At 68.4% G+C, this 22,604-nt stretch carries 19 protein-coding genes and 2 pseudogenes; 8 read left to right on the forward strand and 13 right to left on the reverse strand.

The window, feature by feature from the left end; translation table 11 throughout:
- Nucleotides 1-24: 24 nt before the first annotated feature.
- Genes OO70_RS34870 through OO70_RS34880 form a run of 3 tightly spaced genes read left to right on the forward strand, consistent with a single transcriptional unit; the run spans nt 25 to nt 3,253 of the window.
- A complete protein-coding gene (locus OO70_RS34870; RefSeq protein WP_043680350.1) occupies nt 25-972 on the forward strand; it encodes an ABC transporter ATP-binding protein in 948 nt (315 codons plus the stop codon).
- Nucleotides 969-2,507, forward strand: coding sequence for a DUF1349 domain-containing protein (locus OO70_RS34875; protein WP_043680353.1), 1,539 nt, complete (start codon nt 969-971; stop codon nt 2,505-2,507). Before OO70_RS34870 ends, OO70_RS34875 begins: the two co-directional genes overlap by 4 nt.
- Nucleotides 2,504-3,253, forward strand: coding sequence for an ABC transporter permease subunit (locus OO70_RS34880; RefSeq protein WP_043680357.1), 750 nt, complete (start codon nt 2,504-2,506; stop codon nt 3,251-3,253). Before OO70_RS34875 ends, OO70_RS34880 begins: the two co-directional genes overlap by 4 nt.
- Here the strand turns inward: OO70_RS34880 and OO70_RS34885 are convergent.
- A complete protein-coding gene (locus OO70_RS34885; protein WP_043680360.1) occupies nt 3,234-3,458 on the reverse strand; it encodes a DUF397 domain-containing protein in 225 nt (74 codons plus the stop codon). The genes OO70_RS34880 and OO70_RS34885 overlap by 20 nt on opposite strands.
- On the reverse strand, nt 3,458-4,276 hold the full coding sequence (locus OO70_RS34890; protein ID WP_043680363.1) for a helix-turn-helix domain-containing protein: 819 nt from the start codon (nt 4,274-4,276) through the stop codon (nt 3,458-3,460). Before OO70_RS34890 ends, OO70_RS34885 begins: the two co-directional genes overlap by 1 nt.
- A 112-nt stretch (nt 4,277-4,388) precedes the next feature.
- On the opposite strand from OO70_RS34890, the gene OO70_RS34895 reads away from it, so the two are divergent.
- The gene (locus tag OO70_RS34895; protein ID WP_043680366.1) at nt 4,389-4,808 is read left to right on the forward strand and encodes an ATP-binding protein; all 420 of its coding nucleotides are present in this window, start codon (nt 4,389-4,391) and stop codon (nt 4,806-4,808) included.
- On the opposite strand, the gene OO70_RS34900 is transcribed toward OO70_RS34895, so the two are convergent.
- Both OO70_RS34900 and OO70_RS34905 read right to left on the reverse strand, forming a co-directional pair.
- Nucleotides 4,799-7,048 carry a tetratricopeptide repeat protein gene (locus OO70_RS34900; protein WP_051741926.1) on the reverse strand — a complete coding sequence of 750 codons (2,250 nt, stop codon included), beginning with the start codon at nt 7,046-7,048 and terminating at the stop codon, nt 4,799-4,801. The two genes, OO70_RS34895 and OO70_RS34900, sit on opposite strands and share 10 nt — an antisense overlap.
- A 22-nt stretch (nt 7,049-7,070) precedes the next feature.
- Nucleotides 7,071-8,288 carry an MFS transporter gene (locus OO70_RS34905; RefSeq protein ID WP_051741927.1) on the reverse strand — a complete coding sequence of 406 codons (1,218 nt, stop codon included), beginning with the start codon at nt 8,286-8,288 and terminating at the stop codon, nt 7,071-7,073.
- A gap of 54 nt (nt 8,289-8,342) precedes the next feature.
- Between OO70_RS34905 and OO70_RS34910 the strand changes: the two genes are divergently transcribed.
- Both OO70_RS34910 and OO70_RS34915 read left to right on the forward strand, forming a co-directional pair.
- On the forward strand, nt 8,343-9,089 hold the full coding sequence (locus tag OO70_RS34910) for an AraC family transcriptional regulator (protein ID WP_043680369.1): 747 nt from the start codon (nt 8,343-8,345) through the stop codon (nt 9,087-9,089).
- The gene (locus OO70_RS34915; RefSeq protein WP_043680372.1) at nt 9,082-10,152 is read left to right on the forward strand and encodes a DNA glycosylase AlkZ-like family protein; all 1,071 of its coding nucleotides are present in this window, start codon (nt 9,082-9,084) and stop codon (nt 10,150-10,152) included. Before OO70_RS34910 ends, OO70_RS34915 begins: the two co-directional genes overlap by 8 nt.
- A 9-nt stretch (nt 10,153-10,161) precedes the next feature.
- Here OO70_RS34915 and OO70_RS34920 read toward each other — a convergent pair whose 3' ends face one another.
- Nucleotides 10,162-10,770 carry a YceI family protein gene (locus OO70_RS34920; protein ID WP_043680374.1) on the reverse strand — a complete coding sequence of 203 codons (609 nt, stop codon included), beginning with the start codon at nt 10,768-10,770 and terminating at the stop codon, nt 10,162-10,164.
- A 397-nt stretch (nt 10,771-11,167) separates the two neighbouring features.
- Between OO70_RS34920 and OO70_RS34925 the strand changes: the two genes are divergently transcribed.
- Both OO70_RS34925 and OO70_RS34930 read left to right on the forward strand, forming a co-directional pair.
- Nucleotides 11,168-12,751 (forward strand): acyl-CoA carboxylase subunit beta, encoded by a 1,584-nt coding sequence (locus OO70_RS34925; protein ID WP_043680376.1) that lies wholly within the window; start codon nt 11,168-11,170, stop codon nt 12,749-12,751.
- A gap of 57 nt (nt 12,752-12,808) precedes the next feature.
- Nucleotides 12,809-13,000, forward strand: coding sequence for an acyl-CoA carboxylase subunit epsilon (locus OO70_RS34930; RefSeq protein WP_043680378.1), 192 nt, complete (start codon nt 12,809-12,811; stop codon nt 12,998-13,000).
- 61 nt (nt 13,001-13,061) lie between these two features.
- Here OO70_RS34930 and OO70_RS34935 read toward each other — a convergent pair whose 3' ends face one another.
- The 8 genes and pseudogenes from OO70_RS34935 to OO70_RS34970 all read right to left on the reverse strand — a co-directional run bounded on the left by OO70_RS34935 (nt 13,062) and on the right by OO70_RS34970 (nt 22,595).
- Nucleotides 13,062-16,193 (reverse strand): NACHT domain-containing protein, encoded by a 3,132-nt coding sequence (locus tag OO70_RS34935; RefSeq protein WP_078651677.1) that lies wholly within the window; start codon nt 16,191-16,193, stop codon nt 13,062-13,064.
- 70 nt (nt 16,194-16,263) lie between these two features.
- Nucleotides 16,264-16,617 (reverse strand): annotated as a pseudogene (locus tag OO70_RS34940) (GTP-binding protein); the annotation flags it as partial.
- Entirely contained in the window at nt 16,599-17,159 is a 561-nt protein-coding gene (locus OO70_RS34945) for a DUF742 domain-containing protein (protein ID WP_043680382.1), read from the reverse strand. The gene OO70_RS34945 and the pseudogene OO70_RS34940, both read right to left, overlap by 19 nt.
- 94 nt (nt 17,160-17,253) lie before the next feature.
- The gene (locus OO70_RS34950; RefSeq protein ID WP_005479603.1) at nt 17,254-17,667 is read right to left on the reverse strand and encodes a roadblock/LC7 domain-containing protein; all 414 of its coding nucleotides are present in this window, start codon (nt 17,665-17,667) and stop codon (nt 17,254-17,256) included.
- A 10-nt stretch (nt 17,668-17,677) separates the two neighbouring features.
- On the reverse strand, nt 17,678-20,953 hold the full coding sequence (locus OO70_RS34955; protein WP_043680385.1) for a nitrate- and nitrite sensing domain-containing protein: 3,276 nt from the start codon (nt 20,951-20,953) through the stop codon (nt 17,678-17,680).
- Nucleotides 20,954-21,351: 398 nt separating this feature from the next.
- Nucleotides 21,352-21,705, reverse strand: a pseudogene (locus OO70_RS34960) (GTP-binding protein); the annotation flags it as partial.
- Nucleotides 21,687-22,070 carry a DUF742 domain-containing protein gene (locus OO70_RS34965; RefSeq protein WP_043680388.1) on the reverse strand — a complete coding sequence of 128 codons (384 nt, stop codon included), beginning with the start codon at nt 22,068-22,070 and terminating at the stop codon, nt 21,687-21,689. The pseudogene OO70_RS34960 and the gene OO70_RS34965, both read right to left, overlap by 19 nt.
- A gap of 111 nt (nt 22,071-22,181) precedes the next feature.
- A complete protein-coding gene (locus tag OO70_RS34970; protein WP_005479910.1) occupies nt 22,182-22,595 on the reverse strand; it encodes a roadblock/LC7 domain-containing protein in 414 nt (137 codons plus the stop codon).
- Between the last annotated feature and the right edge of the window lie 9 nt (nt 22,596-22,604).

Genomic DNA, 22,604 nt, shown 5'->3' on the forward strand with positions numbered 1-22,604 from the left:
TCCGCGCCCCTAGCCTCCCTCACCATGAGCGACGCAACCATCGAAGTCCGCGATCTACGGAAGCGGTTCGGCCGGACCCTCGCGGTCGACGGCCTCTCCTTCACGGTCGAGCCCGGCACGGTGACCGGCTTCGTCGGTCCCAACGGCGCGGGCAAGTCCACCACCATGCGCTCCCTCCTCGGCCTGGACACCCCGGACGAGGGCCAGGCGTTGATCGGTGGCCGCCCCTATCACGCCCTGCGCACCCCGCTGTTGGAGGTCGGCGCGCTCCTGGACGCCGCCGCCCTGCACCCCAGCCGCCGGGGCCGCGACCACCTCCGCTGGCTGGCCCACTCCCACGGACTGCCGATGCACCGCGTGGACGAGGTTCTCGAACAGGTCGGCATGGAGCAGGCGTCCCGCAGAAGGGCGGGCGGCTACTCCCTCGGCATGCGCCAACGCCTCGGCATAGCCGCCGCGTTGCTCGGCGACCCCCCGGTCCTCCTCCTCGACGAACCGGTCAACGGCCTGGACCCCGAGGGCATCCAATGGATCCGCACCCTCCTCCGCCACCTGGCTCTGGAGGGCAGGGCGATCCTGGTCTCCAGCCACCTGATGAGCGAACTCGAGGACACCGCCGACCACTTGGTGGTCATTGGCCGGGGCCGCCTGATCGCCGACACGGCGGTCGCCGACCTCCTCGCGGCGGCCTCCGGCGACCGGGTACGCCTGCGCACGAGCAGTCGTACGGAAGCGATGGAGCTCCTCGCCCGGGAGGGCGGCACGGTGGCGGTCACCGACCGCGAGATCCTCACCGTCACGGGCCTCCCCGCCGAACGGATCGTGGAACTGCTCTCCGCGTCCCGAGTCCCCTTCGCCGAAGTGGGCGCCCACCGGGCGACATTGGAAGAGGCCTACATGGAACTCACCAGGGACGCGGTCGAGTTCACGTCGACGACGGCCACGGACGAGGACGGGGTGACGTCCCGATGACGACGACACCCACGAGGACGGTCCCCCCGTACCGCTCGGTTCTGCACCCCGCCCGTGCGGGCTTCGTACACCTCCTGCGCGCGGAGTGGACGAAGTTCTGGACGGTACGGGCATGGCTGCTGGTGCTGGCGGTGGCGGCCGTGGTCACCGTCGTCATCTGCCAGTTGGGTGCGAGCGGTTCCAGCGTCAGCGGCGGCCCGCCGATCGTCCTGGGCCCGGGCGGCGAGGTCGTCAACGACGCCTTCCGCCTCACCCACCGCACGCTGACCGGCGACGGCACGGTCACGGCCCGGGTCACCGGCCTGAAGGACGCCTCCGGCAAGGGACTTGGGCCCTGGACGAAGGCCGGGATCATCGTCAAGTCGAGCTTGAAGCCGGGCTCCCCGTACGCGGCGGTGATGGCGACCCCCGGCCACGGAGTCCGCATGCAGTGGAACTTCACCCACGACAAGGCGGGCCCGAGCAGCGACCTGACGAAGGCCCCGCAGTGGCTCCGCCTGAAACGGCTGGGTGAGAAACTAACCGGCTATGCATCGGTAGACGGTCAGAATTGGACCCGGCTCGGGGAGGTGCGGCTCGACGGGCTGCCCGGGACGGTTCAGGTGGGCCTGTTCGTGGCGGCCCCCGTCCATGAGATCGTCCACCGCTCCTTCGGCGGCACGAGCGAGGTGGCGGGCAGCGGCCAGGCCACCGGAACCTTCGACCACCTGACCTTCCAGGGCAAGTCGACCGACAACGGCTGGACGGCCACGGACGTCGGTGCCCCCGCCCCCGACGCCCGGCCCGGGAACAGCCGTCCGGGCACGACGACGGTGTCCCCGACCGGCACCTACGCCCTCACCGGCCAGGGGGACATCGCCCCCGACGAGAACAGCCCCGACATGGTCCAGATGAGCTTCCAGGGAGTCTTCATGGGCCTCCTCTTCATGGTCGCCCTGGGCACACTCTTCGTGACGACCGAATACAAACGAGGCCTGATCCGTACGACGTTCACGGCGACGCCGTCCCGACTGAAGGTACTGGCGGCGAAGACGACGGTGATAGCGACGATCACCTTCACAACAGGCCTGATAGCTACGGCAATCGGCTTCACCCTGGCCCAACGGACCCTGCGCTCGAACGGCTTCAAGCCCCCGGAGTTCCCAGACCTGTCCCTCCTGGAGAACCCGGCGTTGAGGGCGGTCGTGGGCAGCGCGGTACTCCTGTCTTTGGTGGCGGTCCTAGCCCTGTCACTGGGAGTGGTCCTACGCAACAGCGCCGGCACGATCGCGACGGTGGTGGTCCTGGTGATCCTCCCGCAGATCCTGTCCTTCGCCCTCCCGCTCCCCGTAGCGCAGTGGCTGCTCCGGGCGACCCCGGCGGCGGCCTTCGCGATCCAGCAGGGCGTGACGTACTACCCGCAGGTCCAGCACAACTGCCTTCCCGAAAGCGGCTGTTACCCCCTCACCCCGTACCACGGCCTGGCGGTCCTGGTGGCCTACACGGCAGCGGCCCTGCTGCTGGCGGCCTGGACGGTAAGGAGGCGGGACGCGTGAGGCAGTTGCACGCGGAGTGGACGAAACTCCGCACCCTGCCCAGCACTTGGTGGCTCCTGGCGGCAACGGTCGCTCTGACGGCGGCGGTCGGCGCGGCGGCGGTCTCGTCCCTCACGACCCGGATCTGCCCATCACCGACGGCCTGCCACGAGGACACGGTCAAACTGGCCCTCACCGGGGTCCAGTTGAGCCAGGCGATCTGCCTGGTGCTGGGCGCACTGTCGATAGGCGCGGAGTACGCGACGGGCACGATCCGGACGACGCTCACGGCGATGCCGGGGAGGTGGCGGGTACTGGCGTCAAAGGCGGCGACACTGTCCCTGCTCACGGCGGTGGCGGGAGCCCTGGCGGTCCTGTCCTCCCTGGGCCTGGCCCACCTGATCCTCCCCACAACCCCGACGAACAGCGCGACGCTCCGAGCGGCAGCCGGCTCGATCCTCATCCTCGTCCTGGTGACGCTACTGGGCCTGTCCCTGGCGACCCTGCTCCGCGACACGGCAGGCGCGATCACGCTGGGCCTGGGCATCCTCTACGTCGTCCCGGTCCTGTCCCACCTCGTCAACTCCCCAACCTGGCAACACCGTTTCCAACGCTGGGCCCCGATGCCGGCGGGCCTCTCCATCCAGGCGACGACGAACCTGGAGAGGTTGGCGATCGGTCCGTGGCCGGGGCTTGGGGTGCTGGCGGCGTATGCGGTGGGGTTGTTGGGGGTCGGGGGAGCGTGGTTCAGGCTGCGGGACGCGTAGCCGCGACTTCGCCGAGGAAGGTCGCCCAGGTGCCGGGGGAGACGGTAAGGGCGGGACCGACAGGGGCGGTCTTGGAGTCCCGGACGTGGACGGCGGAGGGGTGGGCGGCGACTTCGACGCAGTCGCCGCCTTCGCTGCCGCTGTAGCTGGACTTGAACCACGCCAGCTCGTCCGGTCGGTTCTGCTGCCGTGCTGCGGTGTCCATCAGTCTCCTAGCAGTCCGTTCAAGAGGCGCACACTCTCGTCAGGAGTGAGAGCCTGAGACCGCAGCATTCCATACTTGTGGTGATAGTCGCTGACCTCGTCGGGATCATCGACAAGGAAGCTGGCTCGCTGCACCTCCAGCCAGACCAGGCGATCGTGCTCAGGCGTTTCCAGCAGCACCATGGGACCGTCGAGACAGGCGTGCGGAGTCCGATCCATCAGCATGATCTGCAAGCTCATGTTCACCGGCTCGGTGAAGTCCAGCAGTTGTTGGATCTGCACGCGCATGATCTCCGCGCTGCCGACCTGCCTCCGCAGGACGCTCTCCTCGATGATGAAGTGCCCGACCGGCGGCCGTTCGCGCTGCCAGATCAACTGCCGTTGCATCCGGTTGTCCACCCACTGCTCGGCGGTCTCGTCCCCAAGCGCTGGATAGCGGTACTCGAAGACGGCGCGGCAGTAGTCCCTGGTCTGAAGGAGACCCGGAATCACCAGGCTCTGATACGACAGGATGCTGAGCGCCTCCTGCTCATTGTCCACGAGCCCCTGTGCGAACGCCGGCATCCGCTCCCGCACCGGCAACTTCTCCACCAACGCGAACAACGCCCCACCCGTACCGAGCAGTTCATCGAACTCGATCGCCCGGTCGTCCTGCAACGCAAGCCGCCCCTGCTCGATCGACCTGATCGTGTCGACGTGCAGGTTCGCGATCTCGGCGAACTGCTCCTGCGTGAGCCGCGCCTTCCTCCGGAAGTGGGCGACAAGCCCGCCGACCGCCTGCCAAGTACCGACCTTCTTGGGCCTCTTCGCCGATTGCATGCGTGTCCCTTTCCCCCGCGCACACCCGAAGTCGTCGTAGTGAGGTCGTAGCAATGAGAACTACGACCTCACTCACTGACCCAAGATAGTGACTCCCTGTGACAGTGGCCCCATGAACGAACAACTCCAACAAGGCCACACCCGCGAGGCGTTCTACCGCCGCGACCGCAGATCGGTAGCCCTGGCCCGCGACTTCACCCGGGAGACCCTCAGGTCCTGGTCCATCACGACCCGCACCGACGACGTACTGCTCTGCGTAAGCGAGTTGACGACAAACGCGATCCTCCACGGCGTACCACCCGGCCGCGGCTTCGCCCTCCACCTCTCCCTGCACCCCGACGGAGTCCTCCGCATCGAGGTCCACGACAGCGGCTCCGGCGAACTCCACCTGGTCCGGACGCCCTACAGGTCACTGCACGCGGAGGACGGACGTGGGCTGATGCTGGTCGCCGTGCTCGCGGACAAGTGGGGGGTGGGGGAGCGGGAGTTGGGGAAGGTGGTGTGGTGCGAGTTCGCGGTGGGCTATCGCTGAGCGTCTTTGATCGCAGCGATCTGGCGCTCAGTCAGCGCGACTTGGTATTCATCACCGAACGCCCGGAACAGGTCGAGTGCTTGGTGCGCGGCCGACAAGGCTTCCTCCGTGCGGTCGAGACAGCCAAGCGCGACGCCCATGGAACCCCAGGCCGAGGCCTCTCCATAACGGTCGTGGAGGAATATGAACCAGTTCAGCGCTCGGGTGTGGGCCGCGAGAGCTTCGCTGAGCAACCCGAGCTGCCTCCAGACCATGCCCAGGTTGTTCCAACTGGTGGCTCTGCTGTGCCAGTCGCCGGACTCTGCGTAGAGTCCCAGGGCGCGGGTGAGGGCGGTGATGGCTTCCTCGTGGCGGTCCAGCCTGAGAAGAGCGGTGCCAAGGCCGCTACGGGCCGCTGCCTCGCCTTCCTTGTCCCCGAGTTCCATGTGTATGACCAGAGCTTCGCTGAAGGCGTCGTATGCCTCATCCGTGCGACCTGCGTCACCCAAGGCGCCGCCGAGATTGATGTGCGCATGGGCTGTCTGACGCCGCAGACCGACATCGGCATAGATCCGCGCACTGCGGAGGTGGGCATCAATCGCCGCGTCGTACCTCAGGAGCGCGCGCAATGTGACACCGAGCATGTTCCACGCCGCAGCCTGTCCCACACGGTCGCCGAGTTGCTCGGACACCCGCAGGGCTCGGCGCTCGGCGGTCGAGGCCTCTTCGAACCGCCGCAGCCTGAACAGGGCTCTGCCGAGAGCGTTGGACGCTGTGGCCTCCGCCTCGGAGTCATGGACCCGGCGGGCGGTTTCGCACGCGGTCTGCGCCACGGTGGCCCAGTCGTCGAAGGCGCGTCGAAGGTCGAGGTAGCTGTCCAGGTTCAGGGCGAGCGACAGAGAGCCGGGCTGTCCGTCGTCATCGCCGTCGGTCCATTGGGCGGCCGCAAGCAGTCCCTTGCGTTCGGAGTCGAGCCAGTTCAGGGCGCGTTCGCGTGCCTCGAAGGAATCGTGGGGCGCCTCTTCAGGGGTCCGCTCGATGAGAGCATTCGCAGACGTCAGTGTGTGGAAGTAGAAGTCCAACATCCGCATCCGGGCCTCGGCCACCTCCCTGCGTGCCCCGGGATCTTCGGCGGCCACGAGTTGGGCGTAGATCCGTACGAGGTCATGCATCACCCAGCGCTCACCACCGGGTATCGCGGTGAGGAGAGAGGAGGCGGTCAATTCGTCAAGGAGCGGCTCCAAGCGCTCCGGGACCAGCGCGACCAGGTTGACTGCCGACCAGATCCCGATACTGTCCCCCGGCGCCTGCCCCAACAGCCGGAAAACCCTGGCGAGTTCAGGCTCCAATCGCCCGTACATCACGTCGAACACGGGCCGCAGACTCAACTCTTGCCCGTACTGGTCAACCCCCTTCGCCCGCAACGCCCGCACCCGATCACCCGCGACCTGCAACTCATCGACCAGCGTGGCGACGGACCGCTGCCGACGCCGCCGTAGCAACGCCGAAACGATCAGCAACGCAAGCGGCAAGTGCCCACACAGCTCACCGAGTTGACGTACGGCCTCCGGCTCCTCCGCGACCCGGCGATCACCGGGGTCGTACCGCCGAAGCGACCGATCCACAAGCTCCCGCGACGCATCGGGCGTAAGCCCGTCGACCCTGAACTGCCGTACCGGAAGCGAGTCCTGAACCTCCCGCGATGTCACCAGAACCCGATGCCCGCTCCCTTCCCCGGGCAGTAAGGGAGCGATCTGCGCCGGGTCCGACGCGTTGTCCAGAACGATCAACACCGGCTCACGCGAGCTCAACTCACCCCGATACCGCGCGTACTGCTCATCAGCCGTAGGCGGCAGATCCGCATCCCCCACCCCCAGTGCCCGCAACAACGCCAACACCGCCTGATCCGCCGTCACCGGTACCTCGTCGTACCCCCGCAGGTCGACGAACAACGCACCCCCGGCAAACCACCCCCGCTCCCGCGCCGCATGCGCGACGCACAACGCCAGCGCGGTCTTTCCGACGCCGCCGAGCCCCGAGACCGCTGAGATGACGACGGACTCGGACCCTTCACCGACAGCGGGATCTAGGGCACCCAGCAGCTCGGCCACCTCGTCCTCACGGCCGGTGAAGACGGCGGGCGCGGCAGGCAGCGCGGACAGCGCGGTGGGGGAGGGGGCCGCACGCGGGGACTCCACCTTGCCGGTGACGGGGCCGTAGAACGTACTGCCCCGAAAGTCGATGTGATCCCCGTCGCCCACTGGCCCCGCCCACCGCTCGTCCTTACACCGCGCTACCCACCGCCGAGTCCCTAGTGTCCCGAAGCACCCGCCGCGGCGGAGCCGGTTCGCGCAACCCCCGGAACAGCAACCAACTCACCGCCGGCAACACGATCAACGGTGCCAACGCCGTCCGCAAGGACGTCGCGTCGGCGAGCGTGCCGATCAGCGGAGTGACGAGGCCGCCGATGCTGACGGTCAGGCCGAGGGTGATGCCGCTGGCCGTGCCGACACGGTTGGGCAGGTAGTCCTGGCCGAGGGTGACGTGCAGGGAGAAGGGGACGTAGAGGGTGAGGGAGGCCAGCGCGACGAACACGTAGAACGCCGGGCCGGGGGCGAACACCGTGCCCGCGATCGCCGGGATCGTCATCACGTACGACCAACGGGCCACCGTCACCCGGTCCCAGCGGCTGGCGAGGCTGCCGCCCAGCACGGAGCCCAGGGCGCCGCCGGCGTAGAGGACGAACAGTGCCGTCGTGCCGGCCGCCGTGCCGCCTCCCATGCGCTGCTGGGCGTAGAGGGAGATGAAGGTGCTCAGGCCGATGAACTCGATGGACCGGAGGATCACGGAAAGCGAGAGGCGTATGAATGACGCCTTGTCGTCGGTGCCCACCGCGGCCGTGCCGTCGGCAGCACCGCCGTCCGGTCTGCCCAGCGCGCGCAGCACCGGCAGGCACAGCACGCTGCCGGCGAGGGCGGGGAGGACGAGCAGCGGTGACAGGCGCAGGCCGCCGGTGGCGATGACGCCGCCGACCAGGAGGGGCGCGGCGGCGAAGCCGAGGTTGCCGCCGACCGAGAACCAGCCCATCGCGCTGTGGCTGCCTCCGCTGACGAGCCGGGCCACGCGGGCGGACTCGGGGTGGTAGGCGGCGACCCCTACGCCGGAGACGGCCACGAACACCAAGGTGAGTGCGTAGGAGTGGGTGAGGCCGCTCAGGGCGATGCCCAGGCCGCCGAGAATCGTGCTCACCGGCAGGATCCACGGCATCGCCCAGCGGTCGGTGAGCAGGCCGAACACCGGTTGGGCCACTGAGGAGAGAAGGGACGCGGCGAGCACGATGCCCGAGACCGCGGCGTAGCTGTAGGCGCGCTCGGCGACGAAGAACGGGATGAGCGAGGCGACGGCGCCCTGGTAGACGTCCACGCAGGCGTGGCCGACCGCCAGCAGAGTGATCGCTTTGGTCCTTGAGCTATGGGTCCTTGAGCTGTCGATCCTTGACATGTCGCTATGCTCATCGCCGGGCAGACTGTCGCGCTTCCGATAAACTGCCAACCAATGACAGAAATCCGCCACGAGCCCGTGGCGCCGACCCGCACCCAGTGGCTGGCGCCCGGCGCCGCCATCGACGCCCACCGCCATGACGACCACCAGATCGTCTACGCGGGGCGGGGTGTGCTGGCCGTGACGACCAGTGCCGGTTCGTGGATCGCGCCGGGCACCCGCGCCATCTGGGTACCGGCCGGCACCGCGCACGCCCATCAGGCCCACGGCGAACTCGCACTGCACCTGGTCGGACTGCCCGCGAGCGACAACCCGCTGGGGCTCGAGCAGCCGACCGTACTGGAAGTCGGGCCCCTGCTGCGGGAGTTGATCCTCGCCCACACGCGCACTCCGGACGACGGCAGTCCCGAACGCGGGCGCCTACTGGCCGTGTTGCTCGACCAGTTGCGGGCCTCGCCCCAGCAGCCCCTGCACCTGCCCACCCCAACTGCCCCTCTGCTGCGGGCAGTCTGCGAGATCCTGCGCGCGAACCCGGCCGACGAGCGCACCCTGGCCGCCCTCGGCAGGGAGGTCGGCGCAAGCGACCGTACGCTCTCCCGCCTCTTCAAGGCCGACCTCGGCATGACCTTCCCGCAGTGGCGCACCCAACTGCGCCTGTACCGCGCCCTGGTCCTGCTGGCCGAGGACACCCCGGTCACCGCCGTGGCCCACCAGTGCGGCTGGTCGTCCGCCAGTGCCTTCATCGACGTCTTCCGCCGCACCTTCGGACACACCCCGGGAGCACACTCACGCCATGCATGAACTCACCCGCACCGAAGCCCGCCGCATCGCCGTCCAGGCCCAACTCCTCGATGCCCAGCGCCCCACCGAACTGCATGCCGTGGTACGGCAGTTGACCCTCCTCCAGATCGACCCCACGGCGGCGATCGCCCCCAATGCCGACTTGGTCGCCTGGAGCCGCCTCGGCTCGTCGTACGCACCGGACGAGCTGACCACCGCGCTCACGGACCGCACGCTCCTCGAACTCCGCGCGATGATCCGCCCGAGCGAGGACCTGGCGCTGTACCGCGCCGACATGGCCGTATGGGAGAAGGAGTCGAAGCACTACCGCGAGTGGGTCGCCGCCAACGACGCGTGCAGGCGCGACATTCTGGAGCGGCTCGGTAGTCAAGGGCCGCTCACCTCACGGGAGTTGCCCGACACCTGTGCGGTGCCGTGGAAGTCGTCCGGCTGGACCCACAACCGCAACGTCAGTCAGCTTCTGGAGCTGATGGTGCTGAGGGGGGAAGTCGCGATCGCGGGGCGGGCGGGGCGGGAGCGGCTGTGGGACCTGGCCTCACGCGTGTATCCCGACGAGCCTGCCGTCCCGCTTGAAGAGGCGCGCCGCCTGCGGAACGAACGGCGGCTACGCGCCCTCGGTATCGCCCGCGCCACCGGCACCGCGCTCCCCGTCGAACCGGCGGTTGTCGGTGAGGTCGGCGAACCGGCCGTCGTAGAAGGGGTGAAGGGGGAGTGGCGAGTTGATCCGACGTACCTCAACCGGCCGTTCAGCGGGCGCGCCGCGCTGCTCTCGCCGTTCGACCGGCTCATCCACGACCGGAAGCGCACCACCGAACTCTTCGGCTACGACTACCAGTTGGAGATGTACAAGCCGGCCGAGAAGCGCCGCTGGGGTTACTTCGCCCTGCCGATTCTTTACGGTGACCGGCTCGTCGGGAAGCTCGACGCCCTCGCGGACCGCAAGGCCGGCGTGCTCCTGGTGAACGCCGTCCATCAGGACGTGGAGTTCAGCAGGAGCATCGCCGATGCCGTGGAGGCCGAGATCGAGGATCTGGCGGTCTGGCTCGACCTCAGGCGTTCTTGATCCTCGACCTCAGGCGCTCTTGATCGCCGAGATGTCGAAGTTCAGCTTGATCTTCTCGGAGACGAGGACGCCACCGGTCTCCAGCGCCGCGTTCCAGGTGAGGCCGAACTCGGAGCGCAGGATCTCGGCCTTGCCCTCGAAGCCGACGCGCTCGTTGCCGAACGGGTCCTTCGCCGCGCCGTTGAACTCCAGGTCGATGGTGATCGGCTTGGTGGTGCCGAGGATCTCCAGGTCGCCGGTGATGCGGTAGTCGTCGCCACCGAGGGCTTCGGCCGAGGTGGAGCGGAAGGTCATCGTGGGGAACTCGTCCGTCTTGAAGAAGTCCGCGCTCTTGAGGTGACCGTCACGGTCCGGCGAGCCGGTGTCGATGCTCTCCATCTTGACGTCGAGGGACGCGGTGGACTTGGCCGGGTCACTGCCGTCCAGGTGCAGCGTGCCGGTGAAGTCGAGGAACTTGCCCTTGACGTTGGTGACCATCGCGTGGCGGGCGGTGAAGCCGAGCGTGGTGTGCGACGGGTCGATGCTGTAGTCGCCGGTCAGCGCGGCCAGGTCGGGGTTGACGGCGGTGTCCGCCGAGGTGGTGTCGGTGTCGTCGCTCTTGCGGCCGAAGATACCCATGACGTGCTCCTAAGGGGACGGGGAGTGCGGGGGGTTAATCTGTTGAACGTTCAACGATGCGAACAAGAAGGACCGTAGACCTATTCCATTCAATTTTCAACATCATCCGCAGGGTGTTGCGACAACTACTACGAGTACGCCCTCCCGGCGGGGTCGGCAACGCGAGAATTACTCCGGACCGGCACGAGAATCACTCCGGCGATGGCATCCGGCCCATGTGAATGTGAGGTGGCTCTCAGCTGTCGCCTTTGTGTAACCCCTACAACGGGCACGCCCCCTGAGCAGTCGGAACGGCTGCATGCCGGTGAGGTTCTGTTCAGGGGTACCAGGAAAACGGGCCGGAGACTGTGCAGAGTCGACGGCGCGCATTTCTTGGTCTCCTTCGTAGGGTCGGTACATGACCGTTTTGGATGAGGCGCCGGGTGAGCCGACGGACGCGCGCGGGCGAGTGGCCGAACTGCACGAGATCCGTGCGCGGGCACTGGCCGGCCCGAGCGAGAAGGCGACCGAGGCGCAGCACGCCAAGGGGAAGCTGACCGGCCGGGAGCGTATCGACCTGCTCCTCGACCCCGGGTCCTTCCGTGAGGTCGAGCAGCTGCGCCGGCACCGCGCCGTCGGCTTCGGCCTGGAGTCCAAGAAGCCGTACACCGACGGTGTCATCACCGGCTGGGGCACGGTCGAGGGCCGCACGGTCTTCGTCTACGCGCACGACTTCCGGATCTTCGGCGGCGCGCTGGGCGAGGCCCACGCCACGAAGATCCACAAGATCATGGACATGGCCATCGCGGCCGGTGCCCCGCTGGTGTCGCTCAACGACGGCGCCGGTGCCCGTATCCAGGAGGGCGTCAGCGCCCTCGCCGGCTACGGCGGCATCTTCCAGCGCAACACCAAGGCGAGCGGGGTGATCCCGCAGATCTCGGTGATGCTCGGCCCGTGCGCCGGCGGCGCGGCCTACTCGCCCGCCCTCACCGACTTCGTCTTCATGGTCCGCGAGACCTCGCAGATGTTCATCACCGGCCCGGACGTCGTCAAGGCGGTCACCGGCGAGGAGATCACGCAGAACGGCCTCGGCGGCGCCGACGTGCACGCCGAGACGAGCGGCGTCTGCCACTTCGCCTACGACGACGAGGAGACCTGCCTCGCCGAGGTGCGCTACCTCCTGTCGATGCTCCCGCAGAACAACCGGGAGAACCCGCCGCGCGCCGAGTCGAGCGACGAGGCCGACCGCCGCTCGGACATCCTGCTGGACCTGGTCCCGGCCGACGGCAACCGGCCGTACGACATGGCCAAGGTCATCGAGGAGATCGTCGACGACGGCGACTACCTGGAGATCCACGAGCGTTGGGCCCGCAACATCATCTGCGCGCTCGCCCGCCTCGACGGCCAGGTCGTCGGCATCGTCGCCAACCAGCCGCAGACCCTCGCCGGCGTCCTGGACATCGAGGCCAGCGAAAAAGCTGCGCGCTTTGTCCAGATGTGTGACGCTTTTAACATTCCGATCGTTACGTTCCTGGACGTTCCGGGATTCCTTCCCGGCGTCGACCAGGAACACGGCGGAATCATCCGGCACGGAGCGAAGCTGCTCTACGCGTACTGCAACGCCACCGTGCCGAGGATTTCGCTCATCCTGCGCAAGGCGTACGGAGGTGCCTACATCGTCATGGACAGCCAGTCCATCGGCGCCGACCTCACCTACGCCTGGCCCACCAACGAGATCGCCGTGATGGGCGCCGAAGGTGCCGCCAACGTCATCTTCCGCCGCCAGATCGCCGACGCCGAGGACCCCGAGGCGATGCGGACGCGCATGGTCAAGGAGTACAAGTCCGAGTTGATGCACCCGTACTACGCGGCCGAGCGCGGACTCGTCGACGACGTCATCGACCCCGCCGAGACCCGCGAAGTACTCATCAAGTCGCTCGCGATGCTGCACACCAAGCACGCCGACCTGCCCTCGCGTAAGCACGGCAACCCCCCGCAGTAACCCAGCGGACTCTCCGCGCCACCCCCGCGGAAACCTCATCCACGGAGACTGAGACCTATGAGCACCCCTGACATTCGTGTCGAGAAGGGCCACGCCGAGCCCGAGGAAGTCGCCGCGATCACGGCGGTCCTGCTGGCCCGCGCGGCGGCCGCGCCTGCGGAAGCCCCGGCCCACCGTCCGCTGCCCAAGGCCGGCTGGCGCCGGCTGGAGCGCGAGGGCGGATTCCGCGCCCCGCACAGCTGGCACTAGCCTTCAGCGCGTTCACGGCCTCACTCTCCTGCGGGAGGGTGGGGCCGTTGGCGTTCGCGGGTCAGTCGACGCTGAGGTTCTTGACCGGAAGGTCGAGGGCGGTGATGGGGTCCCCGTCGGGAGACTGGCAGGACCTGATGGACAGCGAGTTGAGGGAACTGAGGTCGCGGTAGGCACGGGAGTCTCCAGGCACGACGCAGCCATGCAGCGTGAGCGTCCGCAGCTCGGCTGGAAGGGGTTCACGTGCTGTGAGCCACTCTGCCAAGTGCATGTCCCTGAGGCTGAGGCCTTGGAGCCCGGGCATGTCGGAGACACTGTTCAGGCCCTGCGGTGTACATGCGTCCGAGGCCGCAAGGAAAAGGGTTTTGACATCGGGGAAGTTGCGCAAAGCGGTCAGTTTGCTCGTCCTGCTCAGCCCGTAGAGGCGCAGCCAGGATGTGGTCGGCCCAAGACGCAGACTGTCGAGACCAGCCGTACCCCTGCGGCCAAGTGCCAGGTAGAAGAGGTTCCTCAAGTTCTCCACGGATTCGAGTCCGTGCAGCTTTCCTCGCCCAAAGACCGAGAACCATTCCAACTGTGGGTGAGCCGTCAGCACTGAGAGGTCTCCGGGGCCACGGAGGTTGTAGACCGACAGATCGCTCAGGGGTGGAAGCTGGTCCACGGCAGAGAGTGCCGTGAGAGGGCAATGGATTGACAGCCTCGTGATGGACTTCAACCGAGTTGCTGCGCGCCACTGCTGGGAGTGCGTGAGATTCACGAGGTGTCCCTCCAGCGGCAGCCCGGTCAGTACCTGCTCGCCGTAGGCATCCGCGTCGAAGTACGCCCAGGCGTCGATGATTTCGCCGATGACGTAGTCGCGCCGGTCCTCGGCGTACTTCACCATCAACGCCAACGCCTCCTCACCGCCGATCATCGCCACGGTCCGTACCGTCTGTATCGCGGCTTTCTCCGTCAACTCGCCCAGCGAACGAGGCAACCGCCGCAGCAAGCTCGGCCCCACAGCCGCCAGAGCCGGCGCATCTGTAGGTCGACGAGCCGGAAGCAACGCCGACATAGCCTCATCCAGCCGCCCCGCCAACCCGTCCGGAATCGTCGGCAACGTCTCCTGACACGAAGCCGCCAGCAGCCGCAACGCCCGTGCATGCCGGGGCTCGGCCTCCGCCCGGTCCAGGATGCCGTCCAACAGCTCCTGCCGCTGGCGGGAGTTGGCATGCCCCGCCGCCATGATGATCGTCTCGCGCCACAGGTCCAGGTGGGCTCGCCCGACCAGGTTCCCGATCCGGTCTTCCTCCGTGGCCTCCTCGGCAGCCAGGTACTCCTGAAAGGTCCGGTGGACGAAGTCGAGACGCCCCTCGACGGGTGAGCGGAGGATGCCCGAGCGGTCCCGTAGCTGCTCCAGGACCCCGTGACCCTCCTGTACCTCCAGGTGCCGCATCGCCGACAGCTTGGCCGCGACATGGACGGCCGCCTGGTCCAGGGCGATCTCGCTGCGGTTGTTGTCCGAGAGGCGCCACGCCAGATCCCGCAGCACGACCAGCTTGTCACCGAGGCTGAGCTTGCTGTTCAGCGCGCTCGGTACGTTCCGGTCGGCGTCGCGGTCGTGGACCAGCGTGTGGAGGGCGTTGCGGTACAACTCCATGCGGTCCCGGGGGAGTTGGCTGCCCCGGTTCAGGTGCATGGCGCACAGCATCGCGGCGAGCAACGGGGTGCCCGCCAACGACTGGAGATGCGCGCGGTCCTTGAGGCTGTTGAGCAGGGACTGTTCGTAGCGCGGCAACTCGTCAACGGCACAGGGGAGTTCGTCGCCCAGTTCCCGGACGGCCTGATGCCACTGCCGTACGAACGCGGCCAGGTCCGGTGGGGTCATCCGATCCAGGTGGAGCGCGGTGAAGTCCTCCCGGCGCAGCCAGTCCGCCCCGGCCGCGGTCGGGCGCGAGGTCACGACCACGCGTATGCCGCCGTACGCCCCGAGGAGCTTGCGCAGCCAGTCTCGTACCGATCGGCGTTCCGAGCCGAGGAGTTCGTCCACTCCGTCGACCAGCAACAGGACCTTGTTGTCCCGGAGTTGGCGCTCCACCCACCCCCTGGGCATGATTCCGGTGATGTTCCCGGCGACCCCGTCCAGCAACTCCTCGGGCTTCTTGGGCAGCGAACGGCCGCTGTACTCACGGAGCTTGACGAACACCGGCGTCAGACCGTTCCAGTCGGCCAGTTCAGCTGTGAAGGCGCCCCTCGCCGCCGTGATCGCCAGCCAGCGCAGCAGTGTGGTCTTGCCGGAGCCCGCCTCGCCGCGCAGGAGGACCCTGGACGCCCCGCCGAGCGCCGATTCCACCCGCATCCCGGAACTCTCCGTCCCGGACTCCTCCCAGCCGCTCAGATCGGGCCTGAGCGGCAGCGCGCGGACGGCGGCGCGGCGGCGGGTCCCGTCGTCCCCGGTGGCCCGCAGGCTGACGTAGGCCACCGACAGCCGTACCTGCGCGGCGGCGCGGTCGGACGTGCGGCGGAACAGCTCCACCTCGTCGAGGCTGTTGCTGACCAACTCCATGTACCAGCGGCGGAATTCCTGGTCCTGGTCGGTGCCGTCCGGGGCGAACAGGGAGCGGTCGGGGAGCCGTTCGAGGACGCGGGCGACGCCGTCGCTCAACGAGCTGGTGCGGGCGAGCAGTTCGGCCAGCGTCCGCTCCTCGAAGACCGGCAGGGTCCGCACGATGCTGACGTAGTACTCGCAGCACTCGCTGAAGAGGAGCTCGTACAGCTGCGTCTCGGGTTCGCTCAGGCCTACCGGTGGGCTCACCGATCGCGTGATGCGGCGGATCAGTTCGGCCGGCTGCGCGTCGGCCGCCAGGACCGCCTCGTCGGACAGGTCGGCGCGTGCGAACGTGTCGCACACCCCGTTGAGCGCCGCTTCCCGGCTGCTCTCGTCGAGACCGCGGAACTCCTGGGCCAGAAACGGCTCGATCCGTGCGGCCACGGCATCGGCCATCTCCTCGAACTGGCGCCGGACGCTGCGCTGTTGCCGCAACCCCGGCACCCGTAGCCGTACGAGATCGTCCATCGGGAGCCGGCGCTCCTGCTCCCGCCGTTTGCCCCCCAGCCACGTCTGGGCCGCCGTGTTCGCCACGGTCGTCCCCAGACGTAATGCGGCTGCCTCCGCGCTCATCCCGTCCCCCTTGCCGGATTCAAGAGCGTTCATTGTGGCAGGGGACGGTACGGCGAAGGGGCCCTCTCCCGAAGGAAAGGGCCCCTTGGCACAAGCGAGTTGGCTACCGCAGCCGCGCCATCAGCGCGTGCTCCACCAGCGTGATCAGCGCCGACTTCGCGTCCGCGCGGTGGCGGGCGTCCGTCGTGATGATCGGCGCGTCCGGGCCGATCTGCAGGGCCTCGCGGACCTCGTCCGGGTTGTACGGCTGCTGGCCGTCGAAGCCGTTCAGGGCGATGACGAACGGGAGACCCGAGTTCTCGAAGTAGTCGACCGCGGGGAAGCAGTCGGCGAGACGGCGGGTGTCGACCAGGACGATCGCGCCGATCGCGCCGCGTACCAGGTCGTCCCACATGAACCAGAAGCGGTCCTGGCCCGGTGTACCGAAGAGGTACAGGATCAGGTCCTGGTCCAGGGTGCGAGCAGTGTCACATCTGGCTGGCCGCCGGCGTTCTCGTCGCCGCCGGGTTGATGAATGGCGACCAGGCCCGCCTCCGCCAAGTCGGCGACGAGGATCCTGGCCACACCGAGAGGGATCGTCAGGAGGGCCGAGATCTCGGCCACCGACTTGATCTCACGGCAGAGGTTGCAGATCCGCTGATGCTCGGGCAACTGGCCCTGCAACTGGTGCGGCTGCGCGGTCGTGTGCACCAGCGCCTCGATGGCGAGCTGGTAGCGGGGGCGGGTCCGGCCGCCGGTCATGGCGTACGGACGCACCAGGGGGTTGCTCGACGACCCTGCGGGCGCCGCCTCGGGGGAGCGTCGATGGGGCTGCACGGGCTGGATGCGCGGCGCCGGCGGCTGGTCGTACGGCGACGGACCGGGGCCCTGCGGGTACTGCGGGTGGCGCGGGGAGGGCGAGGAGGGGAAGTTGTACCGGTTCCCGGAACCGTCGCCCTGCCCCTGGCCGGGGCCGTACGACCAGTTGCCCGAAGACGAACCGCCTGGGGGTGTTGCCACTTTCTCCTCCTCCGACTGTGCCGGGCACCCATCAATGTGGAGCCGCGTCCCGAAACCTTATGGCCTCGGGACGCCAAAACGCACCGTCCGTTTGTTAGTTGAGAAGGCTCCCCTGGAGCTCTGCTCGAAGGTCAGGGGTCAGAACCGTGCCCGCACGGTCCACCAGAAGTGCCATCTCGTACCCAATGAGGCCGATGTCCGCCTCGGGGTGGGCGAGAACCGCGAGCGAGGAACCGTCGGACACGGACATGATGAAGAGGAATCCCCGCTCCATCTCCACAACCGTCTGGTTCACGCTGCCGCCCTCGAAGATGCGCGAGGCACCGGCGGTGAGGGAGGTAAGACCCGACGCTACGGCCGCCAGCTGGTCGGCGCGGTCACGCGGGAAACCTTCGGACATCGCCAGAAGGAGTCCGTCGGCGGAGACCACCACCGTGTGGGACACACCCGGGGTGTTGTCCACGAAGTTGGTGATCAACCAGTTCAGGTTCTGCGCCGCCTGGCTCATCGGGCTCACACTAACGCTCCTGGTTGTAGGTGCTGTCAGAGCCGAAGCCCTGACCGTTCGTTTCACTGCCTGCGCTGCGTCCCCGCTGGACCCCGCGGCGCAGGTTGCTCAGCCTGCCCCGGATGTCCTCGGGAGCGCGGGAGACCTGGGGGCCGCCCTGGGGGGTGCTCTCGGCGGTGCCCTCGACCAGGTTGGCCTTGGGTACCCGCCGCGGCAGGCCGGAGGAGGTGACCCCGCCCGCCTTCGGCTTCTTCAGCGCCGAGGCCTGCTGCCAGCGCGCGTCGTTCGCCGACTGCCAGTCCACAGTGCCGGTGGTGCCGTTGGCGCTGCCGTTGCCGTTCGCGGTGCCGAAGACGTTGACCTTGCTCTCCGGAGCGGAGGGCGACGCCTCCTGGCGCACGGACGGCGAACCGTTGGTGCCGTTCGCGGCCGAACCGCGGCGCGGCAGCCCGGCGTCGGTCAGCGCGTGGACGGCGGAGGGGGCCGGTCCCGGACGCTCGAAGCCTACGTGATCCCGCTCACTCACGTCAGCGGCCTGCGTGGACTCCGCCTCCGGAGCGTACTGGTCCGGGTAGCCGTTGCGGTAACCGTCCTGCTGCGGCCAGTCACCCTGGTAGGACGGCTCTTCGAAGCCCGAGAAGGTCTCCGAGGCGGCGGGGTGCGCCGACGCGTGCTCGTCCTGGACCGGCTCCGCGTACCCGGGCTCCGGGTAACCGCCGTTCGACGGGAAGGAGTCGGCGAAGGTGTCGTTCTGCGGTGCGGTGCCGTTCGGCGCGAAGTACTGCTCGTCGTACGCGGGTTGCTGCGGCTCGTCGTACGCCGTCTGCTGGCCGTTGTACGCCGACGGCAGCTCCTGGTAGCCCTGCTGCCCGTTGCCGTACGCCTGCTGGGAGTCGTCGAACTCGGCGTACTCGCCCGCCTCCAGGGCCTCCTGGCCCGGCTTCTGGGACTCCAGGGCCGCGCGGCGCTCCTCGCGCATCAGCGAGCGGCCCACCGGGTCCAGCTCGCGGATGTCGTCCGGTACCTCGGGGTAGCGGGTGTCGTCGAAACCGAGCTCGGCGGCCGTGAGCGGGGCGCGGTTGAAGTCCTCGCCCACGTACTGCTGCTGCGGCTGCTCCGGCATGATCTGCGAGACGGTGAACTCGTCGCGCTGGAGCTGCTGTTCGCCACCGCCACCGTGGGTGATCGCGTCGGGCAGCATGACCAGCGAGGTGGTGCCGGCCTGCTCGCCCGAGGGGCGGAGCTGGACGCGGATGCCGTGCCGGTCGGAGAGTCGGCCGACCACGAACAGGCCCATGCGCTGGGAGATCGCGACGTCCACGGTCGGCGGGTTGGCCAGCTTGTGGTTGATGTCGGCGAAGTCCTCGGCGGTGAGGCCGATGCCCTTGTCGTGGATCTCGATCATGACGCGGCCGTCGGGGAGACGGGTCGCGGTCACGCGGACCTTGGTCTGCGGGGAGGAGAACGTCGTCGCGTTCTCCAGCAGCTCGGCGAGCAGGTGCACGAGGTCGGTCACCGCGCGGCCGTGGATCTCGGCCTCCGGGACGCCCGACAGCTCGATGCGCTCGTACTGCTCCACCTCGGAGGAGGCGGCGCGCAGCACGTCGACCAGCGGGACCGGCTGGTCCCAGCGGCGGCCGGGCTCCTCGCCGGCGAGGACCAGGAGGTTCTCGCCGTTGCGGCGCATACGGGTCGCGAGGTGGTCCAGGCGGAAGAGGTTCTCCAGCTGGTCCGGGTCGGCCTCGTTGTTCTCCAGGTCGGTGATGAGGGTCAGCTGGCCCTCGATCAGGGACTGGTTGCGGCGCGAGAGGTTGGTGAAGATCGCGTTGATGTTGCCGCGCAGGAGGGCCTGCTCGGCGGCGAGTCGTACGGCCTCGCGGTGGACCTGGTCGAAGGCCCGGGCGACTTCGCCGATCTCGTCCGTGGTGGTGATGGGGATCGGCTGGACGCGGGTGTCGACGCGGCCGGGGTCGGTGCGGGAGAGCTGGTCGACCAGCATCGGCAGGCGCTGCTCGGCGATGCCGAAGGCGGCGTTGCGCAGCTGGCGCATCGCGCGGCTCATCTGGCGGGCGACCGCGCCGGCCAGGATGAAGGCGAGGAGCAGGGCGACGACGACGGCGGCACCGGTGATGATGGCGTCACGCTTGGCGTTGTCGGAGATGACGGAGGCCTCGCTCACCGCGGTGTCGGCCTTGCTCGTCTCCAGCTTGTTGTACGCGTCGTACTTGAGGGTGGTGACCGCCCACCAGTTCTGCGCGGTGATGCCCTTGCCGGCGAGAGTGGCGCGCTCCGAGGCATCGGTGGTCTGCAGCTGCGACATGGCCGTGACCATGTCGACCGGGTTGGCCGGCGGCGGCACATACGTCTCGTTGGCGGCCTTCGCCTGCGCGGCGGCCTGCTTGACCATGGCCGCGCCGTCGGTCTTGATCTTCGCTTCGGCCTCGTTCAGCTTCGCGATGTCGTCGTCGGTACCGCCGGCCTGGTACTCCTGGATGGCGATGCCCTCCAGGTAGGCGTACGAGGTGATGGCGGTGCGCTGGGTGGCGAGGCTGCCCTGGCCGGGGCCGGGCTTGACCAGCAGCTGCATGCCGATGGAGCGCTCGAGGGAGAGCGCGCCCTTGGCCAGTGCGATGGCGTAGACCGAGCGGCCGTAGCTGGTGATGTTGCCGGTGCCGAGGCCGAGCTCGTTCGAGAACTCCAGGAGCGGGTGCTCGATGTTGACGTAGCTCTCCTCCGTCTGCACACCCGTCATCTTGGATGTGTAGGCGGCGGCGCGGATCGTCTGCAACGAGGGCTCGACCTTGCGGAAGCGCTCCAGGCGGCGCTCCAGGCCGGCCCGCTTGGGCATCGTCTGCACGGCTTCGTCGAAGGCGTCGGCGGCCTGGTCGGTGGCCTTGCGGACCGCGACGACCGTCTTGTCCTTCTCGCCCTTGCCCAGCAGCAGCGGAGCGGCGCTGGTGTCGCGCTCGACGGTGACCGCGTTGCTGTAGGCCAGGGCCGCCTGTATCAGGCGGGCGGTGTTCGCCGCGTCCCGCGCGTCCTGCCAGGTGTCGATCGAGCTCTTCACCTGGAAGCCGCCCATGATGAGGCCGACTCCCACGGGTATGAGCAGAATCGCGTTCAGCCTGGTCGGCACCCGCCAGTTCCGCGGGGAGAAACGGCCGCCGCTCGGAGCGGGTGGCGCCGTCGGCTCCGAGCCTGGCACAGGGGCGGGCGCCGCTCCGCGCGGCGGCGGGGTGAAGTTGCCCCGGGCCGACGGCTCGGGACCGTTCTTGCTTCGCCTCACTCGACCAACAACCTTCCGGCGGTCGGCACCTATCGTCGTGCCGCAGTGTCTCAAGCCCGTCAACGACCTCTGACTATCAGTACGTCGTTGACTATTGGGCAGTTCAGGCATTCCAGCACGTCAGCATGCGCGATTCCAAACAGTCGGAACGGCGGATTCCGAGTGATGTAAGCCCCAGATAAATCGGTCATAAAGAGCGAGCCCCGCCAAAAGGCGGGGCTTTGTTCGCGCAGTGGCACCGGATGACCGCGACGAGTGGCGGTACCACCCGATTCCTCTGCCGAAACGTTATGAACACCGGGGCCGACCGTGTCAAAGGCCACAGCCGGCTCCGGGGTGTCTACGACAACTGCCGTATGGCGCTGCCGACTTGAGCACTGCTTCCGGCTGGCCGAAAGCTACCGCAGCCGAGCCATGAGCGCGTGCTCGACCAGCGTGATCAGCGCGCTCTTCGCATCCGAGCGGTGCCGGGCGTCCGTCGTGATGATCGGCGCGTCCGGACCGATCTGCAGCGCCTCGCGTACCTCTTCGGGGTTGTACGGCTGGTGGCCGTCGAACCCGTTGAGGGCTATGACGAAGGGCAGCCCGCTGTTCTCGAAGTAGTCGACCGCGGGGAAACAGTCGGCGAGACGGCGGGTGTCCACCAGGACGACGGCGCCGATCGCGCCGCGTACCAGGTCGTCCCACATGAACCAGAAGCGGTCCTGGCCCGGTGTACCGAAGAGGTACAGGATCAGGTCCTGGTCCAGGGTGGCAGCGTCACGTCCGGAGCGCCGCCGTTGTTCTCGTCGCCGCCCGGCTGGTGGATGGCCACCAGTCCGGCCTCGGCGAGGTCCGCGACGAGGATCCGCGCCACACCGAGGGGCATGGCGAGGAGTGCCGACACCTCCGCGACCGACTTGACCTCGCGGCAGAGGTGGCAGATGCGCTGGTGCTCAGGGAGCAGTCCCATCAGCGCTGCCGGGTCGGCCGTCGTGCTGATCAGCGCCTCGATGGCGAGCTGGTAGCGCGGCCGGGTCCGGCCGCCGGTCATCGCGTAAGGACGTACCAGCGGCTGGTCGCCCTCGTCCCCGTACGGCTCGGCGTACGGATCATGAGAGGCGGTGGGCGGGGTCATGAATCCTCCGGGCGGGACAGCAAGTCGGTCGGGCTAGCCGTCTGACAGGGCCGGTGGGGGGATTGTGGCGGCCGGACGGTGATTTGGTGAGACGGGTGGTGCCGGGGCCGGTCAGTGAAGCAGACTGCCCTGGAGTTCGGCGCGCAGGTCCGGCGTGAGGACCGCCCCTGCACGGTCGACGAGCAGTGCCATCTCGTAGCCGACGAGACCGATGTCGCACTCGGGGTGTGCGAGCACTGCCAGGGACGAGCCGTCCGAGACGGACATGAGGAAGAGGAATCCCCGCTCCATCTCGACGACCGTCTGTGCCACGTCGCCGCCCTCGAAGATCCGGGATGCCCCGGCCGTCAGCGAGGTGAGCCCGGAGGCCACGGCCGCGAGCTGGTCGGCGCGGTCGCGCGGGAAGCCTTCCGACATGGCCAGAAGGAGTCCGTCGGCAGACACGACGACGGTGTGGGACACACCCGGGGTGTTGTCCACGAAGTTGGTTATCAACCAGTTGAGGTTCTGTGCCGCCTGGCTCATCTGGCTCAA

This window comes from Streptomyces xylophagus (genome assembly GCF_000716435.1).
Lineage (GTDB): Bacteria > Actinomycetota > Actinomycetes > Streptomycetales > Streptomycetaceae > Streptomyces > Streptomyces xylophagus.

Excerpts from the sequence above, each read along its gene's own strand:
- OO70_RS34870 (WP_043680350.1), top strand. The coding sequence starts at position 25 with ATGAGCGACGCAACCATCGAAGTCCGCGATCTACGGAAGCGGTTCGGC.
- OO70_RS34875 (WP_043680353.1), top strand. The coding sequence starts at position 969 with ATGACGACGACACCCACGAGGACGGTCCCCCCGTACCGCTCGGTTCTG.
- OO70_RS34885 (WP_043680360.1), bottom strand. The coding sequence starts at position 3,458 with ATGGACACCGCAGCACGGCAGCAGAACCGACCGGACGAGCTGGCGTGG.
- OO70_RS34890 (WP_043680363.1), bottom strand. The coding sequence starts at position 4,276 with ATGCAATCGGCGAAGAGGCCCAAGAAGGTCGGTACTTGGCAGGCGGTC.
- OO70_RS34895 (WP_043680366.1), top strand. The coding sequence starts at position 4,389 with ATGAACGAACAACTCCAACAAGGCCACACCCGCGAGGCGTTCTACCGC.
- OO70_RS34905 (WP_051741927.1), bottom strand. The coding sequence starts at position 8,288 with ATGTCAAGGATCGACAGCTCAAGGACCCATAGCTCAAGGACCAAAGCG.
- OO70_RS34910 (WP_043680369.1), top strand. The coding sequence starts at position 8,343 with ATGACAGAAATCCGCCACGAGCCCGTGGCGCCGACCCGCACCCAGTGG.
- OO70_RS34915 (WP_043680372.1), top strand. The coding sequence starts at position 9,082 with ATGCATGAACTCACCCGCACCGAAGCCCGCCGCATCGCCGTCCAGGCC.
- OO70_RS34920 (WP_043680374.1), bottom strand. The coding sequence starts at position 10,770 with ATGGGTATCTTCGGCCGCAAGAGCGACGACACCGACACCACCTCGGCG.
- OO70_RS34925 (WP_043680376.1), top strand. The coding sequence starts at position 11,168 with ATGACCGTTTTGGATGAGGCGCCGGGTGAGCCGACGGACGCGCGCGGG.
- OO70_RS34930 (WP_043680378.1), top strand. The coding sequence starts at position 12,809 with ATGAGCACCCCTGACATTCGTGTCGAGAAGGGCCACGCCGAGCCCGAG.
- OO70_RS34935 (WP_078651677.1), bottom strand. The coding sequence starts at position 16,193 with ATGAACGCTCTTGAATCCGGCAAGGGGGACGGGATGAGCGCGGAGGCA.
- OO70_RS34950 (WP_005479603.1), bottom strand. The coding sequence starts at position 17,667 with ATGAGCCAGGCGGCGCAGAACCTGAACTGGTTGATCACCAACTTCGTG.
- OO70_RS34965 (WP_043680388.1), bottom strand. The coding sequence starts at position 22,070 with ATGACCCCGCCCACCGCCTCTCATGATCCGTACGCCGAGCCGTACGGG.
- OO70_RS34970 (WP_005479910.1), bottom strand. The coding sequence starts at position 22,595 with ATGAGCCAGGCGGCACAGAACCTCAACTGGTTGATAACCAACTTCGTG.